Genomic DNA, 23,953 nt, shown 5'->3' on the forward strand with positions numbered 1-23,953 from the left:
TCTGATAGTAGGGGAACTAGGTCGAAAAAACCAGTATGAAATTGGTAATTATGTCACGTCGAGTCCTTATATTTTTCTTAGAGGATTGATAAGATAGAGGAAGATCATTTATTTCATGAAAATCAATAAGAGTAAGAGGAGGAGGAGCTCCTATGCACGCGAAGAAAGTCCCCCGTTAAGCCCGAGGCCCTCCATTCATGAATCTGTATCCACTCATTCCAATTACACAAACTAAGGGAGAGATACACAAATGACCATGAATGGACCAGTTGAAATTTCAAGACAAGAAAGACTGGCAACCTGTTGTGAACTTGCCGACCGCTTGCAGAAGGTTTATGGTGAGCAAATTATTGCAATCGGAGTGTACGGCTCCGTATCCCGAGGCACGGACGGTCCTTATTCGGACATTGAGATGTTCTGTGTGCTGAAGAACGCAGATGAAGAGGTAGACTTCAGTTACGAATGGTCATCCGGGCCTTGGAAGGCCGAAGTGAATGTACGAAGTGCAAGTGTGGTTCTGAACGATGCCGCCACAGTGGAAGGGGACTGGCCATTAACACACGGGCCGTTTTTCTCACCACTAAGCCTCTATGATCCGGATGGATTTTTTTCTAAGCTGAAGGAAGCGGCACAATTACCCTCAAGTGTGGATTTCTCGAATGCAATTCATGAAGTGCTCGTGGGAGAAATGTATGAATTCATTGGAAAGCTCCGGAATGCAAATCGAACCGGCACACAAAGCTATCTTCCTTACTTAGCTATGCAATTTGCCAAGTACGGCGCCATGTTAATCGGTCTTCACAATCGGAAGCTGTATTCGACAGGAGCTAGGGTACTTCCAGAATCATTGGAGCTGCCAGAGCGCCCAGATGGCTATGACGCGGTCGCCAATATGGTCATGTCTGGTCAGTTGTCTGAACCGGATCGAATTATTGATACGTGCGAACAGTTCTGGAATGGACTCGTCTCATGGGCTGAAGAGCATGGTTACAAGATTCATTCGGAACGTATTCCATTCTAAGAACTCTTGGCGGCGTTACATGGCGATTGATGACCTGATCATCAAATCACAATATGCACTTCATGTACACAAGCTCTGCTCTAAGCAGGGCTTTTTTTATAATTCAACAGGTGGTAAGCAAATGTACCGTGATAATTCGATCATAAAAAGAAGATGATTCCGCCTGTTTTTGAGATTCATACTCGTTTTCGGGTTTGAATCCAACTGTTCGATTTTTCCTATAAATGAAACTTGTCTCACCATTTGAGATATGTGATACTATTGTTAACTGCAAAAAAGGGAGGTGAATGCATTGCTGTTGGAACTCCAGGATCTGATGTCTTCTGATTTGATTCCGTATTTTATCTCGATCGGTCTAATATGCTCACTGACGTATGCTTACGTTGCACATCTGTATGTCGCAGTCGATCGCTTCTTAGTCCCTGCATACAGAGGCCGAGTCGCGATTGTTCCTCATCAGGAACGGATCGTCGGTCGGACAGAGATACATCACTGGCTAACCAGAAGCGTGAAGCGAAAAGAAGCGCCGGATGGAGATTCAGGAGACTGCCGTTCCTTGATTGGAATCAGAACGTTACCCAATCAAGGAGGACGATTATGGAGCAGTTCAATGTATTCACCTACAAGCGAAAGTTCATTCTAATCGGGGCACTGGTGCTCCTAGTGCTATTAAGCGGATGCGGGGTAAGCGGGCCTAATGCGACCGTTGATGCTAATACGCCAGGCTTTTTTAATCATTACATTGTGTATCCGTTTGTGTATCTGATTCAACATTTTGCGGCATTTTTCGGTGGAAGCTATGGCCTGGCATTGATTTTGCTCACGCTGCTCGTACGATTAGCGCTGATGCCGCTCATGATGAGACAGTATCGCAATCAGCAGAAGATGAAACAGAAGATGGACGTATTGCAGCCTGAGTTGAAGCTTCTTCAAGATGCATATAAGGATAAGAAGGATGCGGAATCAAAAGCAAAGATGCAGCAAGAGATGATGCAATTGTATCAGAAGCATCAGGTGAATCCGCTGGCAATGGGCTGCTTGCCGCTGCTTATTCAGCTGCCTATCTTGTCCGGATTGTATTATGCCATTAAGTTCACACCGGAAGTAGCTGCACACTCGTTCCTATGGTTCCAGCTCGGACGACCAGACGTTGTGCTCCCACTGCTCGTTGGGATCATCTACTTCTTTCAATATAAGGCTACACAAATCGGCATGGATCCGATGCAGAGCAAGCAGTTTGCATTTATGGGATACTTGTCTCCCATTATGATGACCGTGTTTTCCCTGACCACTCCCGCAGTCATACCGATGTATTGGTGTGTAGGCGGCGTGTTCGTTATTTTGCAAACACTGCTTGCGAAGAAGTTGTATCGGACGAAGATAGAACCAGCCGCAACCGTTAGCAACAATTAAAAAGCGTAACAACAAAGCAATCAAAGCTGTCCTGAATGAATTCGTGGGGCAGCTTTTTATCTACTTGAAAATGGATAAAGAGGTATTTAGACAATGGAGGGAATGGGTATGGAGTACCAATCTAGCATATTTACGCAGGAGCAAATCGAAACTATCGTGAAGCGATTTGGAAATACATTTTATGAACAGATGCTGCGCCATCTCGATGATTATGCCGAGAAGTGGTCGTTGTCCTCATTGCAGCTAATCCCATCCTTTTCTGCAAACATAGTGTTCACTTGCTATTCGGATCAGGTTGGGCATGCGGTATTGAAAATAGGAGAACCATCAGAAACGATATGGACGGAAGTTTCAACGATGCGTCTATATAATGGTCAGCGATTCTGTAAGGTGTACGAGGCGGATATTGAAAATGGCGTTATTCTTCTTGAGCTTCTTCAGCCGGGTACTCCGTTACGCGACGAGCAATCCTTACAACGGAGATTAGACATATTCTGTTCCTTATATTCGAATCTACATATCGCGGCTGTTGAGGCGGAAAAGTTCCCAACCTATATCGGTTGGGTTGAGCGGATAACAGATTACATGAACCAGCGCAACGATTGCCCTGAATTATCTAGACATATGCAGCGTGCAAGAGATATTTGCTTGTCCATTGCTTCATCCTATTCGCAAAATCTGCTGCTGCACGGCGATCTTCATCATGATAATATGCTGCTCAGCAGCGATGGGGAATACGTGATCATCGACCCGAAGGGTGTGATCGGTGATCCTATATTCGATATTCCTCGATTTATTTTAAATGAGTTCGACAACGAAATAACTTCAGCATGCTATGAGAAGATAGATGGTATCATGATCACGCTGGCACGCAGGCTATCGATTCCGCATCCTATGATTAGGAAGTGCTTATATGTAGAAACGGCAATGGGAATGTGTTGGTGTGTAGAAGACGGTTCGACACCTGAGGAATATACTGCCCTTGTCCAAAAAGTAGCCTTTGCCGAGGCAATCATGAACGAGCAAGGTACCTGGTAAGAATGATTGATGCAGCGAACCAACTGCTATATGATTGAAATGGAGTCAAATAGGCTCCCATGCTTTTACGCGAGGCAGGAGGGAAGATACATGCAGTTTTTATTGTTCTATTAATACGGGCTTCTTCTTAACCAGATAGAAGCTCGTATCGTAACCATTCCTATGGCTATCGATACGAAATGATGATATTTCGGAGGTAGCAAATAGATGGAACATATTTGTTTTGAACTCGAAAACGTCGAAGTGACGTATTTAGATAAAGAGATACTCAAGATTGCCCGGTTAGCTGTACATCAGTTTGACCGCATTGGCATCGTTGGCAAGAACGGGGCAGGGAAGAACACGCTTCTGAGGTTGATTGCAGGTACTGTTCAACCCACGAGCGGGAACGTGAAGCGGCATGTCGAGTATGGCTTGTTTGAGCAAATGGAGGCGCCTGCAGATGCTGAAGCAGATCCAGCGTTACTAGGCAGATTGGCGGTTCCGAATCGTACTGAGGGTTTAAGCGGCGGGGAGCAGACAAGGCTGAAACTAGCGCACATGCTGACTCATTATTATGAAGCACTGCTCATCGATGAGCCAACAACCCATTTAGATCAAGCGGGCATTGCGTTCCTGCTCGATGAGCTTCGCTATTACTACGGAGCGCTTGTCCTGATCAGTCATGATCGTGCCGTACTGGATGAGCTCGTCACGACGATTTGGGAAGTGCATGAAGGCAAGGTGCGTGTGTATTCAGGGAACTACAGCGATTACGTCGAGGCGAAGCGCCTGGAGCGCGAACAGCAGATGCAAGCACACGAGCAGTTTATCAAGGAGAAAAACCGCCTAGAAAAAGCTGCACAAGAGAAAATGAAGAAAGCCGAAAAGATTGCGCAAGCAGGCAGTATGTCTAAGAAAGAGTCGAAGGCATTAGCAAACCGCATGTTCGAAACCAAATCGAAAGGCACCAGTCAAAAAGCAGTCCATCGTGCCGCTCGCGCTATTGAACATCGTATGGAAAAGCTTCAAGAAGTAGAGGCCGTGCAGGAAGAGAGACAGATCGTGTTTCGCCAAGCGAAAACAGTAGAATTGCACAATAAGTTTCCCATTATGGCAGAAAGACTCACGCTCCAATTGGGTGACACTGTATTACTTAAAGATGTAAATTTCCAGCTCCCTCTGGGGAAGAAAATAGCGATTACGGGTGCAAATGGAAGCGGAAAAAGCTCTCTGTTAGCACAAATAGCAAATGCGGGAGCAGGCTTAACCATTTCCCCAAAAGCGAAAATAGGCTGGTTCCGTCAAATGAGTTATCAATATACAAGCAATGAGTCCGTGCTGCAATTCGTCAAAAATCGTTCCGACTATGAGGAAGGTTTTTTGCGAGGTGTGCTGCATGCTATGCTGTTCGTCGGGACTGACATTCAGAAGAGTGTCCGATCCTTAAGCGGTGGGGAAGCGATTCGTCTCCAGCTGTGCCAGCTATTCCTAGGGGAATATAACATACTATTGTTGGACGAGCCGACCAACTTTTTAGATATTCTTGCTATAGAGGCATTGGAGCGGTTCATTGCCGCATATGAGGGAACGATCATCTTCGTGTCTCATGACAAGAAGTTCGTGGAGCATGCCGCAGATGTACACTTCCATCTCTCGGATCGCAAATTGCATTTAATGTAAACGTAGTTAAGCATTTAAATAAGCCGCCAAGTTCAATTTGGCGGCTGTTATCTTTTCAGCTGTGTCCTCAGTTATGCGTTCAGCATTCCTGCGAAGCACAGCGTGCATAGAAAGCACGCATAAGCTCATCAGGACAAGGCTTTCAGACCCGTAACCCCAATAATAATGGCGATGAGGCTCACGATACGCGCTGGGCTTTTGCTTTCACCGAAGAAAATCATATTGATAAGAACGGCTCCAGCAGTACCAATTCCGACCCATACTGCATAGCTGACACTAACCTGAAGATATAGGAATGAAGTATAGAGTAGGGCAAAAGAAGCTCCGAATCCCCCCAAGAAGATCACTCCATTTTGCAGCGTTTTATGCTGGGAATACTTTTTAAGTCCGACTACACCGACCATTTCACACATTGCCGCTAGGAAAACAAACAGCCATCCCATCGTTACGCAACTCCTTTCTGTTTACGATCCGTGGCAGCTTGATCTGCCAATTTAAGTCCAATTACGCCTGCAACAAGCACGATCATAAAACCAATTTTGCCCATGCTAAGACTTCCGCCGAAAAACAATACATCCATCAGTGCCGTACCGACTGTCCCTGCACCTGCGAAGATCGCATATACGGTACCGGTAGGAAGCTTCTCACAAGCCTTAGCCAAGAAATGAAAATCAACAGTAATGATTCCGAGAATAATGGCCCAATGCCACCACGATGAGGCCATATTAAAGCCGAATACCCACAGCAGCTCGAACAGGCAAGTGAGCATCACATACATCCATGAACGATTCATGATAACACCTCTCTTAATATGAATGACATTCAGTCATTTTGTAGACAAAAAGATAGGCCCTTGAACTACAGGACCTGAATCCCTAGTGCGTGAGTGACGAAGGCGTATACTTCCTCCGCTTGCGCTTGTATTTCTGATTCATCCGCTTGATCGAACAGATACACTTGCTCAGCAGCGGATTCAATGGCCCCAATCACAATTCGCGCCGTTCTAGCAGTGTTGAGCGATTTCCGGATTGATCCGTTAGCTTGAGCCTTATCGAGCAGTGCAGTAACCCAGTCATAATAAGGCTTATAAATGGATTCCCATTCCTTAAGATGCTCACTGGAGGCTAATCCTGCATACAGCAGTGCTAGTTGCTCTCGGCCATCATGATGAAGCTGGAATACCGTTGCAATAAAGGACTTGATCTGATCCCGAAATGGGGCGTTCTGATCTACTGAGCTCTGGAGCGCTTCTATAATCTTCTGCACCATGACTTCTGCAATAGAAGGCATGACAGCCAGCTTAGAAGGGAAGTAAAGATAAAATGTGCCCTGTGCAATCCCGGCTCCCTTCACGATATCAGATACCTTCGTCTTTTCGATGCCTTTGCTGCACAATACTTCGATAGCCGCACGAACAATACGTTCCTTTTTGTCTTCGATGAGTATGACCTCCTCTAACTCGATCACAAATGACTGACTATCATTCATTTTATAGGAGAAGACGAATTGTTGTCAAATGAACAAACATGCTTATACAATATACGCTAGCAACAATCAATTTCATGCAAATATCGGCAAAAAGGCACAATACATTCTTTAAAATTGAAGAAACCTATTTTACGCTTACTTTTAAGCTCGATAACGTTTATAATATATCGAGTACAAAGACTATAAGAAAAGGTGTCATGAATGAGCATATTAAACGTAGAACGACTCAGCCACGGCTTTGGAGACCGTGCGATCTTCAAGGACGTATCCTTCCGCCTGCTCAAGGGCGAACACATTGGACTAATTGGCGCCAATGGAGAAGGCAAGTCCACTTTTATGAATATTATTACTGGCAAACTACAGCCGGATGAAGGCAAAGTTGAATGGTCCAAGCGCGTGCGCGTCGGCTACCTCGATCAGCATGCCGTACTTAGCAAAGGTTTGACAATTCGTGATGTATTGAGAAGCGCGTTCCAATATTTATTTGATATGGAACAAGAAATGAACGACATGTATGGCAAAATGGGTGACGTAACGCCGGAGGAACTGGAGAAGCTTCTAGAGGAAGTCGGTACGATTCAAGACACGCTTACGAATCAAGACTTCTACTTGATCGATGCGAAGGTCGAGGAGACTGCTCGAGGACTTGGCTTGGTTGATATTGGCCTGGACAAAGACGTACATGACTTGAGTGGCGGTCAGCGTACGAAGGTGCTGCTCGCAAAGCTATTGCTTGAGAAGCCAGACATCCTGCTCTTGGACGAGCCTACGAACTATTTGGATGAACAGCATATCGAATGGCTGAAGCGCTATCTGCAAGCGTACGAGAATGCATTCATCCTCATCTCACACGATATTCCGTTTTTGAATAGCGTTATTAACCTGATCTACCATATGGAGAATCAGGAGCTTAACCGCTACGTGGGCGACTATGACAAGTTCCAGGAAGTCTATGAAATGAAGAAGCAGCAGCTGGAATCTGCCTATAAGCGCCAACAGCAGGAAATTGCTGACCTGAAAGACTTCGTTGCACGCAATAAAGCAAGCGTCGCGACACGCAACATGGCGATGTCCCGTCAGAAGAAGCTCGACAAGATGGAAGTGATTGAATTAGCGAAGGAGAAGCCGAAGCCGCAGTTCAACTTCAAGGATTCCCGCGCTTCCAGCAAGCTTGTATTCGAGACGAAAGACTTGGTAATTGGTTACAATGAGCCATTGTCCCGTCCATTGAACCTCCGTATGGAGCGCGGCCAGAAGATCGCCTTCGTCGGCGCGAATGGTATCGGTAAGACGACATTGCTTCGCAGCATCTTGGGCGAAATTCCTGCAATCTCGGGCTCTGTAGAGAAAGGTGACAACCTAGACATCGGGTACTTCGAACAGGAAGTCAAAGACGCGAATTACAATACATGTATTGAAGAGATCTGGAAAGAGTTCCCTTCCTTTACACAATTCGAAGTTCGTGCAGCACTGGCGAAATGCGGACTGACAACGAAGCATATCGAAAGTAAAATTGCAGTGCTAAGTGGTGGAGAAAAGGCGAAAGTTCGCTTGTGCAAGCTCATAAACGTGGAGACAAACTTGCTTGTACTCGATGAGCCGACGAACCACTTGGATGTTGATGCGAAGGAAGAACTGAAGCGTGCCCTTAAAGCGTACAAAGGCAGCGTCCTGCTTATTTCTCACGAACCTGAATTCTATCGCGATATCGTGACAGAGACATGGAACTGTGAATCTTGGACGACAAAAGTATTTTAATTGGATATGTAAAAAACGACTCTGTTGCCACGGAGTCGTGTTTTTGTTCAGGAATACAGACTGACTAAGTTCATTTAATATGGCCGTTCCGTACCTGTTCGAAGAAAAGTTTGTTGTGCAAATCAATTCCAAATCTAACACCTGAGATTGTTTCCTGTTGAGATGCCGAGCAAATTAGCGAAAATCGTGAAGAAATTGACCCGATTTTCTACTGCGGCTGGATTTAAGCCGTTACATTCCTTAGCTCCATTGATCGAACGGATAGTCTCCCCGAATCCTGAGCCGTTGACGATTGCATTATGCGGTGTCATAGTCCCTGCTCCGTTCTGTGTGTTCCAGAACCACAAGGCTGTTTTCCATGCTACTGAGGAATCCTGCGCGACCAAATCTGGATTGGTCAGAAGCGGAAGTCCCAATGCAGCGCCAGCGGCACCATAATTGACGTTCCAGCTTAATTGGATCGGGCCTCTTCCATAGTACTGCTTACCAGGTGCGCATGGGTAGAGAACACTCGTGTTATCGCAATAAAACGGGTAATTTGCCGTATCCAACTCAACGATGTATTTTAAATGTCCCGATTCTTGGGCTACATTTCCTAGAAAAGCTGCTGCCTCTTGTTTTTTGAGTGTGTCGCTTCCTGTATTGGCAAAGGCAGGGTAGGAGGACAGAGCGGATACTAAACCGGAATAAGTATAGAATGGATTGCGGTTAGGGAACATTTGATTGAATTGAGCCTCGGTAACGACAAAGCCGCCACCAGTACCGCCAGACACAGGTTTGCAAGTTTTACTGGAGCTTTGCGGCGAAGTAGTAACAGGAGTTGTCGTGTCATTCTGCGCGGCAACCGTATACGTATAAGTTGTTCCGTTCGTCAATCCCGTATCGGAAAAGGACAAAGCGCTGATCCATTTATACCAATCGCCGTTGCGATAGACGTCGTAGCCTGTAGCGCCATTGATTGCATTCCAGCTTAAGCTGCAGGTTCCATTCGATGCACTTACCGATAAAGTAGGGGCTGGCAATGTGCTGCCGCCTGAGGCGGTTGGCGTGCAAGCTTTGCTGGCGCTATGCGGGGATGTCTCTACCGGACTAGTCTTGTCATTTTGCGCAGCAACCGCATACGTATAGGTTGATCCATTGGTCAATCCCGTATCAGAGTAGGACAACGTATTTGTCCATTTATACCAATTGCCGTTGCGATAGATATCATATCCTGTAGCTCCGCTAATCGCATTCCAGCTCAAGGCACAAGCTGCATTCGAAGAACTAACCGTTAACGATGGGGAAGTTAAAGCAGCAAAGGCAGTAAGAGGAGATACAAGAACGGTTACTATCACAATTGCTAGCATGAATACTCTCTTATCGATCATCTTTTTCATAGAATGCCTCCTTATAGTAAAGTAAGAAGAAATAGAAATCAAACAATTGGTCATCCTTGTACATAGCCTCTGATTCGAAGGAGTCGATTTAACATGGGAATGTGATAGAATGAATACTTCTTTTTCAATAGAAGAGATTAGAACAATTTTCATACATGTTGTGGAAATAAGTTGAGGCCATTATACTGACGGCTTCTGTGCACGATAGGAGCGCAGCGTACCGAATATGGTCGCAAACTGACCGGTTTGCTCCATATTCTCAAATCCACATTCCTGATACAATTCAGGAAGAATACCGTGGATATGATCCCGGGTCGTTGTCTGGAAAAGGGAGATCCGTGGACATGCCTTGCTGAAACTCAATATCCATCTTATTCTGTACTGCCTTATTCTTCGCAATTGCTAATATTTCTGGATCAGCATCAAGCCCTACAATTTCAGCTTCCCCCTGCGCTTGCTTCAACATTAACGTCAATGTGCCCGTTCCACAAGCCAAATCGAGAATACGTTGACATGGCTTTACATTCCCTTGCTGAACCAAATGGGTCTTGAACTTGTTCTCTTTCATCCCCCATTTTAACACCGGATCATATACAGGGGTTAACCAATGAAACTTCATTGCCGGAATATACCCTTTTTGTGTCATGAATGCATAGCCCCTTTACTCCTAAGTTCGAATGCAGAAGTAAGTAAGATGTGTAATGTGGCATTCATCATATGTTTATTCTTATTCTCTGTACTATACTAACATATAAGGGTAAATATGACAGGATATTAGTGTTAACCTCCAGTGAAAAGTTCATTTACATGACCTGGTACGACACGGTTATCCCGCTTATATCCAATGTCCTAAATCCAGGAGAAATTTGAATTCGTCATGCAGAACGCATCTGATGAGAAGCCTCGCTTCATGATCGGTGACAACGGAATATGTATATATACCGATCCAAGACAAACGAATGAGTGGTATTTGAATTGGGATAGTTATTGAATACTTGCCAATATGGCTTGCGCTTCGGGTGTTCGCCCATTTCCAATTCGCCCTGTATGGAATAATGTATCCATAACAACGCAGCGGCGATGGAGGCGGATCCAATGCCCGTGAAGAGCGGCAAGGAATATATAGAACGGATTAACAACAATCTCCCTGATGTTAGAATCGCAGGGAGGAGGGTAAATGGGGAAATTTCCGAACACGAAGCCTTCAAGGGACTTATGGCTACACAAGCGAACATGTATGACATGCAGGTTGCCGGGAAAGTGAAGGCACGCCTCGTGTATTCTTCGCCCTTAACAGGCGATCCAGTAGGTCTGTCCTACATGCAGCCGAAGACGATGAAGGATCTCGTACAGCGAAGAAATATGATGGAGACATGGGCGAATGTCCATCATGGATTTCTTGGTCGTGCTCCCGATTATATGAACACAGCCATTATGGCGTATGCTTCAGCTGCCGGGGTACTTGAAGATGATTACCCTGCGTATGCATCCAACTTGAAACGGTATTATGAGTATTGCCGCGAGAACGATATCACGCTCTCTCATGTATTCATTCAGCCTAAGGCAGCTAGAATATCTACCTTTCTTCGGACCTTCAAAGAACCGGAAGCTGCCCGTATCATGGATAAAAATAAGGATGGAATCGTTGTTCGCGGGGCGTTTCTATTGGATACACAGGGAGCAACCTCAGATGAAATACTCGTATATCCAACTCCTTTCTCTTGGACTGAAACGGAAGACAATCCTTATTCATTCGTATTTGCGGTTCCAAGTAACCTAGAGGGCATCCGATTTATATGCAGAGAAAGCTTCTCAGCAGGCGATTCTTCCTATGATTACCCGCTTAGTTCCCGATTTGAAGAGATGGATACGCTTGTCGTGTTCGATGATGTTACTGTCCCATGGGATCGGGTATTTGTATGCGGGGACGAGAGGATGGCGTCTCGGCTCATGACGGAAAGTCATTTCCACGTTTATGCCGGCACTCAAATTATTTGCAAAAATATTGCAAAAACGGAGTTCATGCTCGGTACGATCGAAATGCTGGTCGAAGCCACAGGGATTAATAACCATGAACATATTATTGAAAAGGTTACAGAAGTTATTGTAGCCGTGGAGACGCTCAAGGCTTTCCAACTTGCAGCCGAGAAGGGAGCAGCTAAGGACAGATGGGGCAGTATGCTTCCTAATCGCAAGCCGATTATTGCCGCCAATGTATATTATCAGAAGATGTATCCTCGTATCATTGAAATCATCCAATTGATCGGCGCCAGCAATTTAATTATGATTCCACAAGAGAGGGACTTCAACACCGATATTCGCGATCAGCTAGATCGTTACATGAAGGGTATCGATCTGGATGCCAAGAAGAGCGTGCAATTGGCGCGATTGGCATGGGAGCTGAGCGTCAGCTCATTCGGCGGGAGGCAGTCTGTCTATGAGCGCTTCTTCTTTGGCAACAGCACAGTTGTAAATAACCGGATGTATGCCGAATACCAAGATAGTCGAGCTAAATATGCAGATCAGGTCAACCGCTTTTTGACATAATTCCTTGAATGTTAATGCTCCCTGAGTACCTTGCCATCACAAGCCAAGAACCCAGGGAATATAGATTTCGTATTGAATTCCTACTTAGCAGCTGCTCTTCGTTCTTCAAAGACTTCCGCTGCTACCTTGAAGATCGTGTTCAGGGCATGTGGAAATCCGGCATAAATGATCATCTGCATAATTACTTCAACGATCTCTTCCTCTGTCCATCCAACGTTGAGCGCTCCATTGATATAAAATTTGAGCTGCGTAGTGTTGCCTAATGCAGTCAAACCTGCCACCGCAGCAAGCAGTCGCGATTTCAAATCGAGCCCTGGTCGCGAAAAGATCTGTCCATAATTAAATTCTACAGCAAGTCGTCCTAAGTCCGGAGCAGGCGAATCCTTGAAGCTGTTTACAATGGCCTCAACATGATCTTTGTCGATACGTGCCAAGATGTCCAAGCCTTTTTGATAGTGGTCTTCACAGCGTGACATGATGAAATTTCCCCTTTGTAAAAAATTCACTTTCCATTTGCTCAACCGTTAGATGTTCCAAATGAGTTCCCTCTGTCAATCAGACCGATGGAAGAGATGAGGAGCATAGAGAGTCCTGTGACACAGACTCCTACCCATTGCCAATGGCTCCATGCAAGCAAACCCAAGTAAGAGCCTAGAGCCCCTCCCAAAAACGTTGCAACCATATATAGTCCATTCAGACGATTGCGAGCTTCGGAAGACTGTTCGAAAAGACGTGCCTGACAAGCCACCTGATTCGCTTGCGTACCAATCGTTAGCAAGAAAGCGGCGAACACTAGTACCAGCAGACTTTCTCCCCATAACAGAAGCAGCAAGTAAGAGAACAGAGCAGCAGCCGTACATACTCTTCCAGCAAACACAGCTCCCATGCGATCGATCACTCTCCCGACAAGGGGAGTTGCGAACGCGCCTCCAATCCCAACCAGACCGACCATACCTACTGCACCAGAACCTAAGGAGTAGGCAGGCGAGGCAAGCAGCAAGGCTAACGTTGTCCAAAAAACACTAAATGCTCCAAATACGAATGCTTGACTTATACATGTCTTGCGCAGTACTTGCTCCTTCCGAATCAATGGAAGAAGAGAGGCGATTAACGCTCGATATGTCATCTCTGCTCGGTCATAACTGCGTGGGAACAAGCTGCGAACGAGTATCATCAGACCGATCATGCAGCCAAATGATATCCAGTACATGACTCTCCAGCCATAGATAGCGTCTATCCATCCACTAACGAACCTGGCACCCAATATTCCGCACACTAACCCGATTGCCACATTTCCGAGCACTCTCCCTCGCTGTTCCGCTATGACCAGAGAAGCCGTCATCGGAACGACAACTTGTGGGATAACAGTGGTTATTCCGATAACCAAATGAATGCTTATTAACCAGTTCATATTCGGGGATACCGCAGCTGCCGCTAAGGAGATACTCACGATCCCGAGAAGGACAAGCATAAGACGCCGTCTCTCTACCATATCAGCAAGCGGAACTAAGAACAGATTGCCCAGTGCATAGCCTACTTGCGCCAATGTTGCAACCCAGCCAATTTGAGTAATCGTCCCTCCGAACGTCTGGGCCATACTGGCAAGCAAGGTTTGGCTCACATACACATTGGCGACCGTAAAGCCGCATGTTAATGCCATTAAGAACAATAATCCTCTTGTTAGCTGTGGATGATGCACATCTGGTAAAGTACGATTCATTGTTTCAATCACCTCCGTTCTTCTTAGTTGAGTTACTTCTATCCGCAGTGATAGAATAAGGGTATTTTCCTGATCCAAATAGGTTCCTGTTAATCATAGTATTGAGAGTAATAGGTATAGGAGTTGAGATAGCTTGGATAAGAAGATCGAACAGGGGCGACGCCAAGAATTAGGGGACTTTCTCAAATCACGGCGCAATCGCCTGCAGCCTGCCGATTATGGTCTGCCGATCGGAACGAGACGCAAAGCGAAGGGGCTTCGCAGGGAAGAGCTAGCACAATTAGCTGGCATCGGCCTATCGTGGTATACATGGCTGGAGCAGGGAAGAGAAATCAATGTCTCCCAAGACGTATTAGAGAGCTTAGCTCGGGTGATGCGATTAAGCGCGGAAGAGAAGAATCATCTGTTTCTACTTGCTCTTCAGCAGCCTCCGGCAGCGAATAAGCCGGAAACGATTCGTGCGGATGTTCAAACTGTTGTGCAGCATTTTCTAGATCATTGGGCAGATTGTCCTGCATACGTAACCGATCATAAATGGGATGTGTTGGCTTGGAACCGCGCTGCATGTGCGGTATTTGGCGATTTTTCCGCCATGAATGGGAAAGAGCGAAATGCGGTATGGCGTTGTTTTCGCTCAGCTTCTTACCGAGAGCTGCTGGTCGATTGGGAAGGTCACGCGAAGCGGCTGCTTGCTTCATTCCGATCTACCAGCACATGTTACGTAGGGGAGGATTGGTACCAGGAGCTTGTCCAAGAATTAATCGAGCATAGTAAGGAGTTCCAGCAATGGTGGCCTCGCCATGACATCATGGGAACCCCGATTGGCACCAAAGCATTGCTCCACCCAAAGGCAGGGCTAATGATGATGGAACATATCACGTTCCAGGTATATGATGCTCCGGATCTGAAGGTGACATTGTACCGGCCGCTTCCTGACAACAACACAGTGGTGACACTCGCCAAACTGCTTGAGGAATATCAGGATACAAACAGCCTGACTGCAAATAGCAGTTGAACATTTACCTGACAGACTTTATTTTTCCTGAAAATTTGAAGCGTCCGTGTTAAAATATTACATGTTCATTTATTCATGCAGTTACATACATTACAGGAGTGATGAAACATCATGTTGTCGAACAAAAGGATCAAAAGATGGAGCAGTGCCTTGTTGGCAGTTGTATTGTGCTTGAGTGCTGTAACTAGTGTCTCAGCTAGTCGTACAAGCAAACCGCTGCCAAAGCCAAGTTGGCAAAAAGACTTGTCTGAGGTAAATCAATTTATTGAGGCTCCATTTCATATTCCGAGCACGAAGACCGTGTATTTGGCTTCAAATACTTATATCGCCTCACAAACGAAAGTATGGGAAGCAGGTGTTGTCACTGCCGTAGATGAGAGCAGCGGCAAGCCGAAATGGTCCTTCACATTCTATCAAAAAGGAACACCTTATCCATGGAATACGAAGATTGCTTATAGCAAGTTAGGCTCGGTGTATGCCCTCGTAAAAGATGGTCAAGGAACGAAATTATTCTCCGTGAATGCCTCTGGCAAAAGCAATTGGATCATCCCTGTTCCAAATGCCGAAGACGTGCATGTGATGAATGATGGTACGATTCTATTAATCGACCCGGATAGAAAGGTTACACCTTCAGCGAAAAGCAAACCTCGTGCATATGCCTATAGTGCAAACGGCAAAAAACTTGCTGAGCTATCACTGGGACAAATGTATTCCGTAATTGGCGGTCAATATGTTGTGTCCCAAATAGGAGAGATCGGCAAGTCCAATTTAGCGGTGTATGGTTCGAAATTAAACAAGCTATTCACTTATAACCTCCCTAGCGGCGCGGTTACCTATGTGAATGAGGCGACTTGGGTCATTAACAACCGCGATATTCTGCTTCGTGTGAATGTGCCGAAGAGCGGAAATAAGTTAATCGCGATGAATGCTAAAGGGAAAACATTATGGGGACGCAGCATTCCAGGAAATGCACGAGTTCAATCCATCGGACACAACTATGTTGTGTATGCAGATGGGGTAATGAGCTTGTTCAATGCCCAAGGACTTGTCACGAAAGCCGAAGTGAAAGTGGATCTCCCGATAGCCATTATTTACGAAACACCAGATCAGCAAATCGAGATACATACAGAGAATGCGAAAAAGGTGCTGAATGCCAAGACCTTGCAAACGATGTATGAGTATCCTAATGATCAAGACAGACAGAAGTATCATTATGCAGGCAATGGATATCTGTACTCGATTAGCCAAGGGAATCAGCTAGCCCAATATAAATTGCAAAAATAACACAATGAATGGGGTTGTCTCAAAAGGATAGGATTAAATGAGTCAGTCCCATAAGATGTGCAAAGACGCTTCCAAAACCACTGAATATGTGGGGATGAAAGCGTCTTTTTTCGTGCATGCTCCTATCAATGTGGAGGCTTCAAATTTAATATTGACCTATGAGACTGTCCCAATTAATCATTGCTTTGGCCATTGAGCTTCAATTGCGATTTGCGATTCCATAAGGTTGACATCACAAGCGCAGCAAGCAGGATTACTGCTGCGAACATGTATGGCGCATTCATGTTCAGGTCGAATAAGAAGCCGCCTATGGCCGGCCCAGCAATAATGCCTAAGCTTGTGTAGGTGGAGTTCATTCCTGCGACGAAGCCTTGATTTTCTCCAGCCATTTTCGAGAGTAAGGAAGTGACGGCTGGACGAAGAATATCACAAGCGAAGAAGACAATGCTCGTCACGACCATTATAGCTAAATAACTGCTTACGAATACCGTGGCCATAATGAATAATGCCGCTATAACGAGGGAAGCGTGAATGATATTCTTCTCCCCAAATTTCGCCACCATCTTCTCAAATAACAGAATTTGCGCAACAACTCCTAGAATTGAGCCGATCGTAATAATGAATGCAATATCTTTGGCCGTAAATCCAAACTTTGCATCAACGAACAGGCTGAACATCATCTCGTATGCTGCCAATCCAAACGCGAGCACAAACACGATGAGGAACGGTACAAAATAGACGGACTGCACTGATTTTTTCATTTCAGCAAAGAAGTTGACGCGATTATGTTGTGCACGGTTATTCTCCATTTGCTCCTGAGATAGCGATTCTTGCAGCAGGAAGATGGAGAAGATCGACGCGATGAATGCAAAGGCTGCAGCGAAGAAGAAGGGGGCACGTATGCCTAATTCGGCAATGAAACCGCCTAGTCCCGGCCCGATAATGAAACCTGCACTAATAGCAGCAGCTTGATAACCTAATACCTTGGCTCTATTCTCAATTGACGTTCGATCTGCAATGTACGTAATAACGGCAGGCATAATGAATGCATCACTAATACCGCCTAATATTCGCGACGCAAATAGAACCCAAGCCTGCGTTCCAATGCCGAACAAGATCTCTGAAAACGAAAACAGACATAACCCGAATACGATCATTTTCTTTCTGCCCAGTGTTTCTACCATTACGCCGGTAAACGGGGAGGCGAGCAACTGAGCAAAAGCAAAGGCCGAAATCATATACCCGACCATTTGTCCGCTTAAGTGCATCTCCTTCGCAATGGACGGCATGACAGGTACGGCAAGACCAATACCGACGTAAGCAATAAATAAATTAAACAATACGAGTGCTAATGACATTTTTTCCTTTGTAACTGTACTCATGTTATTCCTCACTTATTCAATTTTCTGTCTATTCATGTTGTGTGATGATGTTTCATAACCGTTATTGTTCTTCATCAGACCCCGTTATCACCTGGTTGATCTTCTTCATCGTGTGAAGCATCTGTTCCAACTCCTCAAGCTCAATATGAGATGAGAACTTCTGTACAATCGACTCATCCGCTTTGTTAATGAGCTCCGCATAGTTTGTTCCTTCCTCTCCAAGAAGAATAAAGGATTCGCGCAGATTTTCTGGATTGCTCTCACGGATAATAAAGTGTCCAGCCTCCAATTTAGACAGCACCTGACTAACCGCGCTTTTGGAAATCGAAAATGCTTTTGCGATCTCATGAGCGGTCGTCCGCTCGTTTCGCATAATAAATAGCATCATATTTTCTTGTTGCACCGTTAATTGATAATCATCTATTTGTTTAGCTCCCTTGTTATAGACCGTGAAATAATCTTGAAAAGCATCATTGAGCTCGTTCATAACTCTCCGGTATTCCGCAATCATATCAATTCCCTCCATAGCGATAGTATTCACCTCATCCTCAACCAGAATCAATTCCGTTACGTTAGGATAAGTTCCTTTTAGTTTAGTTAAGTTCACTTAACTATATAGATAGAATACGCTATTGTCAATTCATTAATAGGGATAATCAATGAGGTTAAACGTCGATTCATGGAGTAAGCTTGCGATATCAACATAAGATTGAGGGTTTTTGTGGAAATAGATTCATGCTATACTGAATCCGTTACTATAGATAAGGAGGTTGAACCATGTTAAAAAACGAACTCGGGACATCGCTCTGTGCAAAGTCTTACCTATAAACAACGGCGGTTGTTTGTATAGAGCCAAGCACGCTTGAACCGCCTTCATCCGTGACGGTGAGATATGTTTATATTGAGACTTTGCCACCTTACTATCTAACTAATATAAGGGGTAGAGTTATCATGAAATATGTCAACGCGGACATTTTACCACAAGAACTGCTAAAGGAAGTTCAAAAATATACGAATGGTGTCATGCTGTACATTCCGAAACGCGAGGAAGAACGCAAGGCATGGGGTACAAAATCCGGAAGCAGGAAGCTGCTGGCCTTTCGAAATCATGAGATTCGCAACAGATTTGCCGAAGGTGCAACAATCGAGCAGCTTATGGAGCAATATTTCCTGTCCTACGACAGTATTAAGAAAATCGTATATACCAAGTTAAAATAGATGATTCAATGCGCAAGCCACATCAGATTTCGATCTGATGTGGCTTTTTATGTGCAAAGAACGGTTTAGATTCATTTGCTGTCTAACATCTCAGAGGGCATGTTGATACAATCGACTGGACTAGGTTCAATTCGTCTAGATTCGGCCGTTCATGTTTGATCAGTAAATTGAAGCAGATAAATCGAAACGGGAGTGATTTTCATGAAGATCGATGGTGACCGTGTATTTCTTTCAAGGGTTACTTCAGACGACTTAGATTTTGTATGTGAACTAGAAACAAACAACGATATCTGGTTGTTTGAAGAACAAGTTGAATCTGATAAGGGGACAGTTAGGGGCAAGTATCTTGAACAGATGAAGTCAACATCCCAATATAATTTTGTCATAAAGAAGGAAGCCGATGGAAAGTCAATTCCTGTTGGCTTAGCTCAAATTTGGAGTTACACCGAATACCGAAAGAGTTGGGAACTCGGATTTGCGATAATTCGAGAATTCCAAGGACAGGGTTATGGTTACGAAGCCATAAATCTATTACTTGATTTCTCATTCCATCAATTACGAGCTCATAAAGTCGTTGGTATGTGTAATTAAAAAGCGAACATCACGGTCCAACTGTAGATTTAAATATAAATTGCATTAACAAGATGGATTATGACAATTCAACAAACGGGCCATTTTGCGGAACAAAGGTTTGAAATCACAGGGGAAAAAGAGTTAGCTTTGTTGATTATTTTGTGTATCCTATTTTGAGAATTATGGAAAAGATATTCGGGATGTTTGAGGCCATGTGTGAAAGTGGCTTGTCTTAGGAGAGGAGATAAATAAATGATCGAATTACGAAAAATTACCGGAGATAACATAGATGAAGTAATAGCACTTGAAGTAGGAGAAAACCAGAAAGACTATATACAAACTACTAACCTCAGAAGCTTTGCAGACGCTCATATGTTGAACGCAGACGGGATACCAGCGACTCCCATTGCTATTTATGCCGATGGAGTTGCGGTTGGATTTTTGATGTATATTTATGATACGTTGGATCATGAATCATTTGAAAATGAAGTTTTTTACGGGAAGAAGAGCTATTTTATATGGCATATTATGATTGAAAAGAGTTATCAGGGGAAAGGATACGGCAAACTTGCCTTTGAAAAAATGTTGATGGATATTGAAAATAAGCCATATGGGGAAGCAGAATATGTAGCCCTCTTTTATCGAACAAGTAATGTCATAGCTAAAACATTATACGCTTCATTTGGTTTCGTAGATACAGGAATCATTCAGGATAATTCGATGTTGGCGATTAAAAATCTAGATAGGAAAATAACAGAATCCTTAGTAAAACAGGATCTCTAAGAAAGAAATGTTAGCTATCTACGTAGAATCACTACTCCTCCCAATCGGGGATGGAATGACCATTGCCCAGGTAAAGCAATAAGAAGGTGTAACGGAATAGTTCTTTTTAAGTTAGTTCAATCATACAGAACAGTTATAGAAAAAAGTGCCTATCTTGGTGAAGGCACTTTTTGCTGAGCAGGCTCGACTGGACATTTTATCCAAGATGCTCAATTAAGTTCGCTAAAGGAACATCTTGCTCCTGTTCTGGAGCATCAAGTGGATAAATTCGAGCCGATTCGTTATCGGAATCTACATGTTGAATATACACTTGTCTTCCGTTGTAGGTTACGTTAGCCAGCATTGGAGAGCCTGCGATCTCTTGTGCGCGTTGTGCGTTCATGCCGATACCTCCTGGAATCATCATCTTTACACTAGTGTGTGTAAATGAACTGGAAAATAATCGGCATGAAGCTCGTCATCATCTCAATGGCTTGCCTTCTTTATAATAATAGTGCGGATCGAGGATGATGAAGAAAATATGAACGCCTGGATATCCTCGCTCTCGCAACATGTGGTCGATGCTGGCAGCAACGGCGTCATGCGTTTCCTTGTCCCGTTGGAACATCATAATCTCGACCGATAGCGGAGTGTTCGTAATAATATGAACGTTCAGCACTTCAATCTTGACCTTCTCCTGTTCCACGCGAACAATCGAGGCGAATTCCTTTACAATGTCTGGTGCGATCTCTTCCACGAAGGCATCTGGAAAAGTTTTAAATCGAATGTATGGCATATAAATCCCTTCAATCTGTCTAATGTTCAATATTGTGATTTTAGGCGCAAATCTATGAAAAAGTCAATTCCCTTGTATCGGAACAATGCACAATACCTATATTCAGCAGCGGGGGCGTAAATCCTTTTTCTTTCCTTGAAGAGTTAAGGTTCATTTATTTAATCCTATTAACAAATAAACATGACTCGCTTTGATCCTGTTTGAAAGAATAGGATCTTTTTATTACACTTAAGAGATTCATAGCATAAAACAGAGTAGAGAATGACTCACTGGGAGTGAAGAAATGATGGAGAGACAATCGATGAGGACTCAATTGATGAATATACTTAACGTAGTTAATCTTGGTGAGAAGTTAAAGTCTGAACTGCGGCACAGCTGGCTGTCGAACGGCAGACAGGAGAGCGTGGCGGAGCACACGTGGAGAGTATCGCTCATGGCCATGCTGATTGAGCCGTATTTAGATCAAGAAATCGATACCGCCAAAATGCTGAAAATGATCATTATTCATGATTTAGTGGAAGCAGAAGCGAAAGATATTCCTGCATTCGATACAATGAACAACGAACAATTGCGAGAGCAAAAGGCTCAGAATGAAATGAAGGCCATACAACGAATTCGGGAAACATTGAAAGGGGATCTAGGGCGAGACGTATATGACCTGTGGATCGAATTTGAACATAAGCAAACGTATGAAGCCAAGGTTGCAAATGCTTTAGATAAACTGGAAGCTCAAATCCAACACAATGAGGCGGATATAAGCACTTGGATTGAAATCGAATATGAGATGAGCTTTATGATGGGGAAGCATACCGACTTTAGTCCTGTATTGACCCAGTTGAAAGAACTCATTGAGGAGGAAGCAGAGGATAAACTACGACGTGCAGGTATTGATGTAGACAATCGCAAGAGTAAGAAATGAACGGCGGCCAATTTCTAGCCAATTGGAAATTAAAGCGAAAGTCGTAGCGCAAGCGATGGTCCAGGTTGCGAATCAAGACCGTACAGGAATTGCTATCTACACCCCGAATCAAATAGAGAGCGCGGCAATATGAATATATCGCATATCTTCGGGGACTAAGGCTACAAGCTATTTTAATGGGATACAGATACACATCATCTAAAAATGACTATGACCCCGCCAGAACGCCAATGCGTCGGTGGGGTCATTCTGTGATGCAGCAATTTACTATTCAATCCTTGGGTAGGCTAATTTGATATTCCTCATAAAAGCTTTATCGCTTACTTGATCGATTTTGCATATTCAGCGGATTTCGTACCCGCTTGACGACCGAAGATAATGATCTCCGCAACGGAGTTGCCTCCGATTCGATTCTCGCCATGCAATCCGCCTGTCACTTCACCTGCAGCGAATAGTCCTGGGATAGGCTTGCCGCCCTTGTCCAGCACTTCTGTATTCGTGTTGATTTTTACGCCACCCATGGTGTAGTGAATCCCTGGGCCGATTTTAATCGCATAGAATGGGGCAGCTGACAATTCATGATCCATCCCCGTTTTTCTGTCGAACTCCGCGTCTTTCTTATTTTTCACCGCACTGTTCCACGTATCGAGCGTTTTTTGCAGCTCTTCAGCCGGTACCTTAATTTCTTCTGCCAGCGCCTTGATCGAGTCTTTTGTTTTGACAAAACCCATCTTTTCGTACTGTTCGATGGCTTTTGCTCTTGAGCGGACACCCGCGTCAAATATAAGGAACGCGTTTTTCTCTGGCAGCTTTGTAATCGCAGCCGTTACACTGTCTCGGGCAGCCATCTCGTTAACGAATCGCTTCCCTTTGCTCGTAACGAGAATCGCACCTTCGCCGCGCACAACTTCACCAATCAGGTAGGAGTTTTCCTGCTGTACGGTAGGATGCACCTGAATTTGCTTCAAATCAACCGTAGTTCCGCCCATTTTCTCAACCATAGAGATGCCATCGCCTGTGCTTCCCGGTTGGTTCGTTGTGACATAGCCTTTCAGGTCGGGACGAACTTCAGCAATGCGATTCATGTTGGCTCCAAATCCACCAGCTGTAATGACAACCGACTTTGCTGCAATCGTTTTTTCTCCATGCTGGCTGAATCCAACCTTCACTCCGGTTGCTTTGCCATTTGAACTTGTAATTTCTTTAACATCCGCATTTACAAATACCGGGATGCCTTTTTCTTGGACATTTTTAAGCAATCCAGTCACGAGATACTGGCCCACGGCTGAACCGTCTTTGGGACGATGTGTCCGCTTCTCGCTCATGCCCCCGGTAATCGTGATGTTGTTGAGTGTAATACCAATGGAGTCGAGCCAATCGATCGCTTTGGCCGAATTGTCTACGAAGAAGTGGAGCATATCTTTGTTGTTCGTGTTATGTCCACCCTTAAGCGTCTCTTCATAAAATAAGTCATTTTTATCAGAGATGCCTTGTTCCTTCTGGAACTTTGTTTCTGATGCATTCATACCCGAAGATGCTTTACTTGTATTGCCGCCTGCAACTGGCATTTTCTCAAGAATGACGGGATTCATGCCCGCCGCCTTCGCCTCAAGCGCGGCAGTCATGCCGGCACCACCCGCGCCAACGATGACGATATCGTAGCTATTCTTCAATTCCTCAAGCGGGGTATACTTCGCCACTGAAGCACCTGATGTGGCATCTTTTTCTCCCTTATCCTTCTCTTTTTGTACATTTTTGTTCTCGCCCGCATTAGTCTCGGGCTTCTTGCTTGCATTCCCACAGCCTGAAATCATAAGCAGCATAGAGAGCAAGAGAATCATGACAATGGTTGATTTTTTTTGCATGATGCGATCCTCCACTATGGAATCTGTTCTTCTCACTAGGATGAACACAAGGCACCCTAATCAAACTGAGCGTTTCATCACATTTAGCATGTCATTTTCAGCTTTATATTATT

The 23,953-nt window shown here is 44.6% G+C and carries 25 protein-coding genes; 13 read left to right on the forward strand and 12 right to left on the reverse strand.

What is annotated here, in order from left to right; genetic code table 11:
- Positions 1-250 precede the first annotated feature (250 nt).
- From RQP50_RS15675 to RQP50_RS15695, 5 genes are all read left to right on the forward strand, one after another.
- Positions 251-1,021: an ANT(4')-I family aminoglycoside nucleotidyltransferase gene (locus RQP50_RS15675; protein ID WP_315745974.1), complete on the forward strand. Its 771-nt coding sequence runs from the start codon at positions 251-253 to the stop codon at positions 1,019-1,021.
- A gap of 292 nt (positions 1,022-1,313) precedes the next feature.
- Positions 1,314-1,664, forward strand: coding sequence for a hypothetical protein (locus RQP50_RS15680; RefSeq protein ID WP_072729515.1), 351 nt, complete (start codon positions 1,314-1,316; stop codon positions 1,662-1,664).
- A complete protein-coding gene (yidC, locus tag RQP50_RS15685) occupies positions 1,619-2,434 on the forward strand; it encodes a membrane protein insertase YidC (RefSeq protein ID WP_072729514.1) in 816 nt (271 codons plus the stop codon). The genes RQP50_RS15680 and yidC overlap by 46 nt, the downstream gene beginning before the upstream one ends.
- Positions 2,435-2,542: 108 nt before the next feature.
- Positions 2,543-3,472 carry an aminoglycoside phosphotransferase family protein gene (locus tag RQP50_RS15690; protein WP_072729513.1) on the forward strand — a complete coding sequence of 310 codons (930 nt, stop codon included), beginning with the start codon at positions 2,543-2,545 and terminating at the stop codon, positions 3,470-3,472.
- Between the two features lie 207 nt (positions 3,473-3,679).
- Complete coding sequence (locus tag RQP50_RS15695; RefSeq protein WP_315745975.1) at positions 3,680-5,134, forward strand: Msr family ABC-F type ribosomal protection protein; 1,455 nt, start codon at positions 3,680-3,682, stop codon at positions 5,132-5,134.
- 128 nt (positions 5,135-5,262) lie between these two features.
- Here the strand turns inward: RQP50_RS15695 and RQP50_RS15700 are convergent, their stop codons facing one another.
- The 3 genes from RQP50_RS15700 to RQP50_RS15710 form a co-directional block, all read right to left on the reverse strand.
- Positions 5,263-5,577, reverse strand: a complete 315-nt coding sequence (locus tag RQP50_RS15700) for a DMT family transporter (RefSeq protein ID WP_065291783.1) — start codon at positions 5,575-5,577, stop codon at positions 5,263-5,265.
- A gap of 2 nt (positions 5,578-5,579) precedes the next feature.
- Entirely contained in the window at positions 5,580-5,927 is a 348-nt protein-coding gene (locus tag RQP50_RS15705) for a DMT family transporter (protein WP_394358401.1), read from the reverse strand.
- A 65-nt stretch (positions 5,928-5,992) separates the two neighbouring features.
- Positions 5,993-6,574 carry a TetR family transcriptional regulator gene (locus tag RQP50_RS15710; RefSeq protein WP_315746154.1) on the reverse strand — a complete coding sequence of 194 codons (582 nt, stop codon included), beginning with the start codon at positions 6,572-6,574 and terminating at the stop codon, positions 5,993-5,995.
- Positions 6,575-6,823: 249 nt separating this feature from the next.
- Between RQP50_RS15710 and RQP50_RS15715 the strand changes: the two genes are divergently transcribed.
- On the forward strand, positions 6,824-8,380 hold the full coding sequence (locus tag RQP50_RS15715; RefSeq protein ID WP_028532775.1) for an ABC-F family ATP-binding cassette domain-containing protein: 1,557 nt from the start codon (positions 6,824-6,826) through the stop codon (positions 8,378-8,380).
- A 134-nt stretch (positions 8,381-8,514) separates the two neighbouring features.
- Here RQP50_RS15715 and RQP50_RS15720 read toward each other — a convergent pair whose 3' ends face one another.
- Together RQP50_RS15720 and RQP50_RS15725 are read right to left on the reverse strand one after the other, a co-directional pair.
- Positions 8,515-9,759, reverse strand: coding sequence for a glycoside hydrolase family 19 protein (locus RQP50_RS15720; RefSeq protein ID WP_315745976.1), 1,245 nt, complete (start codon positions 9,757-9,759; stop codon positions 8,515-8,517).
- Between the two features lie 283 nt (positions 9,760-10,042).
- Positions 10,043-10,405 carry a class I SAM-dependent methyltransferase gene (locus RQP50_RS15725; RefSeq protein WP_315745977.1) on the reverse strand — a complete coding sequence of 121 codons (363 nt, stop codon included), beginning with the start codon at positions 10,403-10,405 and terminating at the stop codon, positions 10,043-10,045.
- A 449-nt stretch (positions 10,406-10,854) separates the two neighbouring features.
- Here RQP50_RS15725 and RQP50_RS15730 point away from each other — a divergent pair, with 449 nt between their 5' ends.
- Positions 10,855-12,306 (forward strand): 4-hydroxyphenylacetate 3-hydroxylase family protein, encoded by a 1,452-nt coding sequence (locus tag RQP50_RS15730; RefSeq protein ID WP_315745978.1) that lies wholly within the window; start codon positions 10,855-10,857, stop codon positions 12,304-12,306.
- Between the two features lie 80 nt (positions 12,307-12,386).
- On the opposite strand, the gene RQP50_RS15735 is transcribed toward RQP50_RS15730, so the two are convergent.
- On the reverse strand, positions 12,387-12,782 hold the full coding sequence (locus tag RQP50_RS15735; RefSeq protein WP_072729506.1) for a carboxymuconolactone decarboxylase family protein: 396 nt from the start codon (positions 12,780-12,782) through the stop codon (positions 12,387-12,389).
- A gap of 41 nt (positions 12,783-12,823) precedes the next feature.
- Complete coding sequence (locus tag RQP50_RS15740; RefSeq protein WP_315745979.1) at positions 12,824-14,026, reverse strand: MFS transporter; 1,203 nt, start codon at positions 14,024-14,026, stop codon at positions 12,824-12,826.
- 133 nt (positions 14,027-14,159) lie between these two features.
- On the opposite strand from RQP50_RS15740, the gene RQP50_RS15745 reads away from it, so the two are divergent.
- Together RQP50_RS15745 and RQP50_RS15750 are read left to right on the forward strand one after the other, a co-directional pair.
- A complete protein-coding gene (locus RQP50_RS15745; protein ID WP_315745980.1) occupies positions 14,160-15,041 on the forward strand; it encodes a helix-turn-helix transcriptional regulator in 882 nt (293 codons plus the stop codon).
- A gap of 111 nt (positions 15,042-15,152) precedes the next feature.
- Positions 15,153-16,325, forward strand: coding sequence for a hypothetical protein (locus RQP50_RS15750; RefSeq protein ID WP_315745981.1), 1,173 nt, complete (start codon positions 15,153-15,155; stop codon positions 16,323-16,325).
- A 173-nt stretch (positions 16,326-16,498) separates the two neighbouring features.
- Here the strand turns inward: RQP50_RS15750 and RQP50_RS15755 are convergent, their stop codons facing one another.
- On the reverse strand, positions 16,499-17,707 hold the full coding sequence (locus RQP50_RS15755) for an MFS transporter (protein ID WP_315745982.1): 1,209 nt from the start codon (positions 17,705-17,707) through the stop codon (positions 16,499-16,501).
- Between the two features lie 61 nt (positions 17,708-17,768).
- A complete protein-coding gene (locus RQP50_RS15760) occupies positions 17,769-18,218 on the reverse strand; it encodes a MarR family winged helix-turn-helix transcriptional regulator (protein WP_072729502.1) in 450 nt (149 codons plus the stop codon).
- A gap of 440 nt (positions 18,219-18,658) precedes the next feature.
- Between RQP50_RS15760 and RQP50_RS15765 the strand changes: the two genes are divergently transcribed.
- The 3 genes from RQP50_RS15765 (at position 18,659) to RQP50_RS15775 (ending at position 20,281) form a co-directional block, all read left to right on the forward strand.
- Complete coding sequence (locus RQP50_RS15765; protein ID WP_315745983.1) at positions 18,659-18,925, forward strand: CD3324 family protein; 267 nt, start codon at positions 18,659-18,661, stop codon at positions 18,923-18,925.
- A gap of 201 nt (positions 18,926-19,126) precedes the next feature.
- A complete protein-coding gene (locus RQP50_RS15770; protein ID WP_315745984.1) occupies positions 19,127-19,516 on the forward strand; it encodes a GNAT family N-acetyltransferase in 390 nt (129 codons plus the stop codon).
- 234 nt (positions 19,517-19,750) lie between these two features.
- Positions 19,751-20,281, forward strand: a complete 531-nt coding sequence (locus RQP50_RS15775) for a GNAT family N-acetyltransferase (protein ID WP_315745985.1) — start codon at positions 19,751-19,753, stop codon at positions 20,279-20,281.
- Positions 20,282-20,477: 196 nt separating this feature from the next.
- Here RQP50_RS15775 and RQP50_RS15780 read toward each other — a convergent pair whose 3' ends face one another.
- Positions 20,478-20,663 carry a small acid-soluble spore protein H gene (locus RQP50_RS15780; RefSeq protein WP_315745986.1) on the reverse strand — a complete coding sequence of 62 codons (186 nt, stop codon included), beginning with the start codon at positions 20,661-20,663 and terminating at the stop codon, positions 20,478-20,480.
- Positions 20,664-20,741: 78 nt separating this feature from the next.
- The gene (locus RQP50_RS15785) at positions 20,742-21,056 is read right to left on the reverse strand and encodes a DUF1904 family protein (protein ID WP_315745987.1); all 315 of its coding nucleotides are present in this window, start codon (positions 21,054-21,056) and stop codon (positions 20,742-20,744) included.
- A 316-nt stretch (positions 21,057-21,372) separates the two neighbouring features.
- Between RQP50_RS15785 and RQP50_RS15790 the strand changes: the two genes are divergently transcribed.
- Positions 21,373-21,975, forward strand: a complete 603-nt coding sequence (locus RQP50_RS15790) for an HD domain-containing protein (protein WP_315745988.1) — start codon at positions 21,373-21,375, stop codon at positions 21,973-21,975.
- Positions 21,976-22,295: 320 nt separating this feature from the next.
- On the opposite strand, the gene RQP50_RS15795 is transcribed toward RQP50_RS15790, so the two are convergent.
- Complete coding sequence (locus RQP50_RS15795) at positions 22,296-23,840, reverse strand: flavocytochrome c (RefSeq protein ID WP_072729498.1); 1,545 nt, start codon at positions 23,838-23,840, stop codon at positions 22,296-22,298.
- Between the last annotated feature and the right edge of the window lie 113 nt (positions 23,841-23,953).

Origin of the sequence: Paenibacillus suaedae, from assembly GCF_032337355.1 — a bacterium.
In the GTDB taxonomy this organism is placed as follows: domain Bacteria; phylum Bacillota; class Bacilli; order Paenibacillales; family Paenibacillaceae; genus Paenibacillus_B; species Paenibacillus_B suaedae.

Coding starts and splice junctions, on each gene's coding strand:
- RQP50_RS15675 (WP_315745974.1), top strand. CDS start 251: ATGACCATGAATGGACCAGTTGAAATTTCAAGACAAGAAAGACTGGCA.
- yidC (WP_072729514.1), top strand. CDS start 1,619: ATGGAGCAGTTCAATGTATTCACCTACAAGCGAAAGTTCATTCTAATC.
- RQP50_RS15690 (WP_072729513.1), top strand. CDS start 2,543: ATGGAGTACCAATCTAGCATATTTACGCAGGAGCAAATCGAAACTATC.
- RQP50_RS15695 (WP_315745975.1), top strand. CDS start 3,680: ATGGAACATATTTGTTTTGAACTCGAAAACGTCGAAGTGACGTATTTA.
- RQP50_RS15700 (WP_065291783.1), bottom strand. CDS start 5,577: ATGGGATGGCTGTTTGTTTTCCTAGCGGCAATGTGTGAAATGGTCGGT.
- RQP50_RS15705 (WP_394358401.1), bottom strand. CDS start 5,927: ATGAATCGTTCATGGATGTATGTGATGCTCACTTGCCTGTTCGAGCTG.
- RQP50_RS15715 (WP_028532775.1), top strand. CDS start 6,824: ATGAGCATATTAAACGTAGAACGACTCAGCCACGGCTTTGGAGACCGT.
- RQP50_RS15720 (WP_315745976.1), bottom strand. CDS start 9,759: ATGAAAAAGATGATCGATAAGAGAGTATTCATGCTAGCAATTGTGATA.
- RQP50_RS15725 (WP_315745977.1), bottom strand. CDS start 10,405: ATGACACAAAAAGGGTATATTCCGGCAATGAAGTTTCATTGGTTAACC.
- RQP50_RS15730 (WP_315745978.1), top strand. CDS start 10,855: ATGCCCGTGAAGAGCGGCAAGGAATATATAGAACGGATTAACAACAAT.
- RQP50_RS15735 (WP_072729506.1), bottom strand. CDS start 12,782: ATGTCACGCTGTGAAGACCACTATCAAAAAGGCTTGGACATCTTGGCA.
- RQP50_RS15740 (WP_315745979.1), bottom strand. CDS start 14,026: ATGAATCGTACTTTACCAGATGTGCATCATCCACAGCTAACAAGAGGA.
- RQP50_RS15750 (WP_315745981.1), top strand. CDS start 15,153: ATGTTGTCGAACAAAAGGATCAAAAGATGGAGCAGTGCCTTGTTGGCA.
- RQP50_RS15755 (WP_315745982.1), bottom strand. CDS start 17,707: ATGAGTACAGTTACAAAGGAAAAAATGTCATTAGCACTCGTATTGTTT.
- RQP50_RS15760 (WP_072729502.1), bottom strand. CDS start 18,218: ATGATTGCGGAATACCGGAGAGTTATGAACGAGCTCAATGATGCTTTT.
- RQP50_RS15765 (WP_315745983.1), top strand. CDS start 18,659: ATGAAATATGTCAACGCGGACATTTTACCACAAGAACTGCTAAAGGAA.
- RQP50_RS15770 (WP_315745984.1), top strand. CDS start 19,127: ATGAAGATCGATGGTGACCGTGTATTTCTTTCAAGGGTTACTTCAGAC.
- RQP50_RS15775 (WP_315745985.1), top strand. CDS start 19,751: ATGATCGAATTACGAAAAATTACCGGAGATAACATAGATGAAGTAATA.
- RQP50_RS15780 (WP_315745986.1), bottom strand. CDS start 20,663: ATGAACGCACAACGCGCACAAGAGATCGCAGGCTCTCCAATGCTGGCT.
- RQP50_RS15785 (WP_315745987.1), bottom strand. CDS start 21,056: ATGCCATACATTCGATTTAAAACTTTTCCAGATGCCTTCGTGGAAGAG.
- RQP50_RS15790 (WP_315745988.1), top strand. CDS start 21,373: ATGAATATACTTAACGTAGTTAATCTTGGTGAGAAGTTAAAGTCTGAA.
- RQP50_RS15795 (WP_072729498.1), bottom strand. CDS start 23,840: ATGCAAAAAAAATCAACCATTGTCATGATTCTCTTGCTCTCTATGCTG.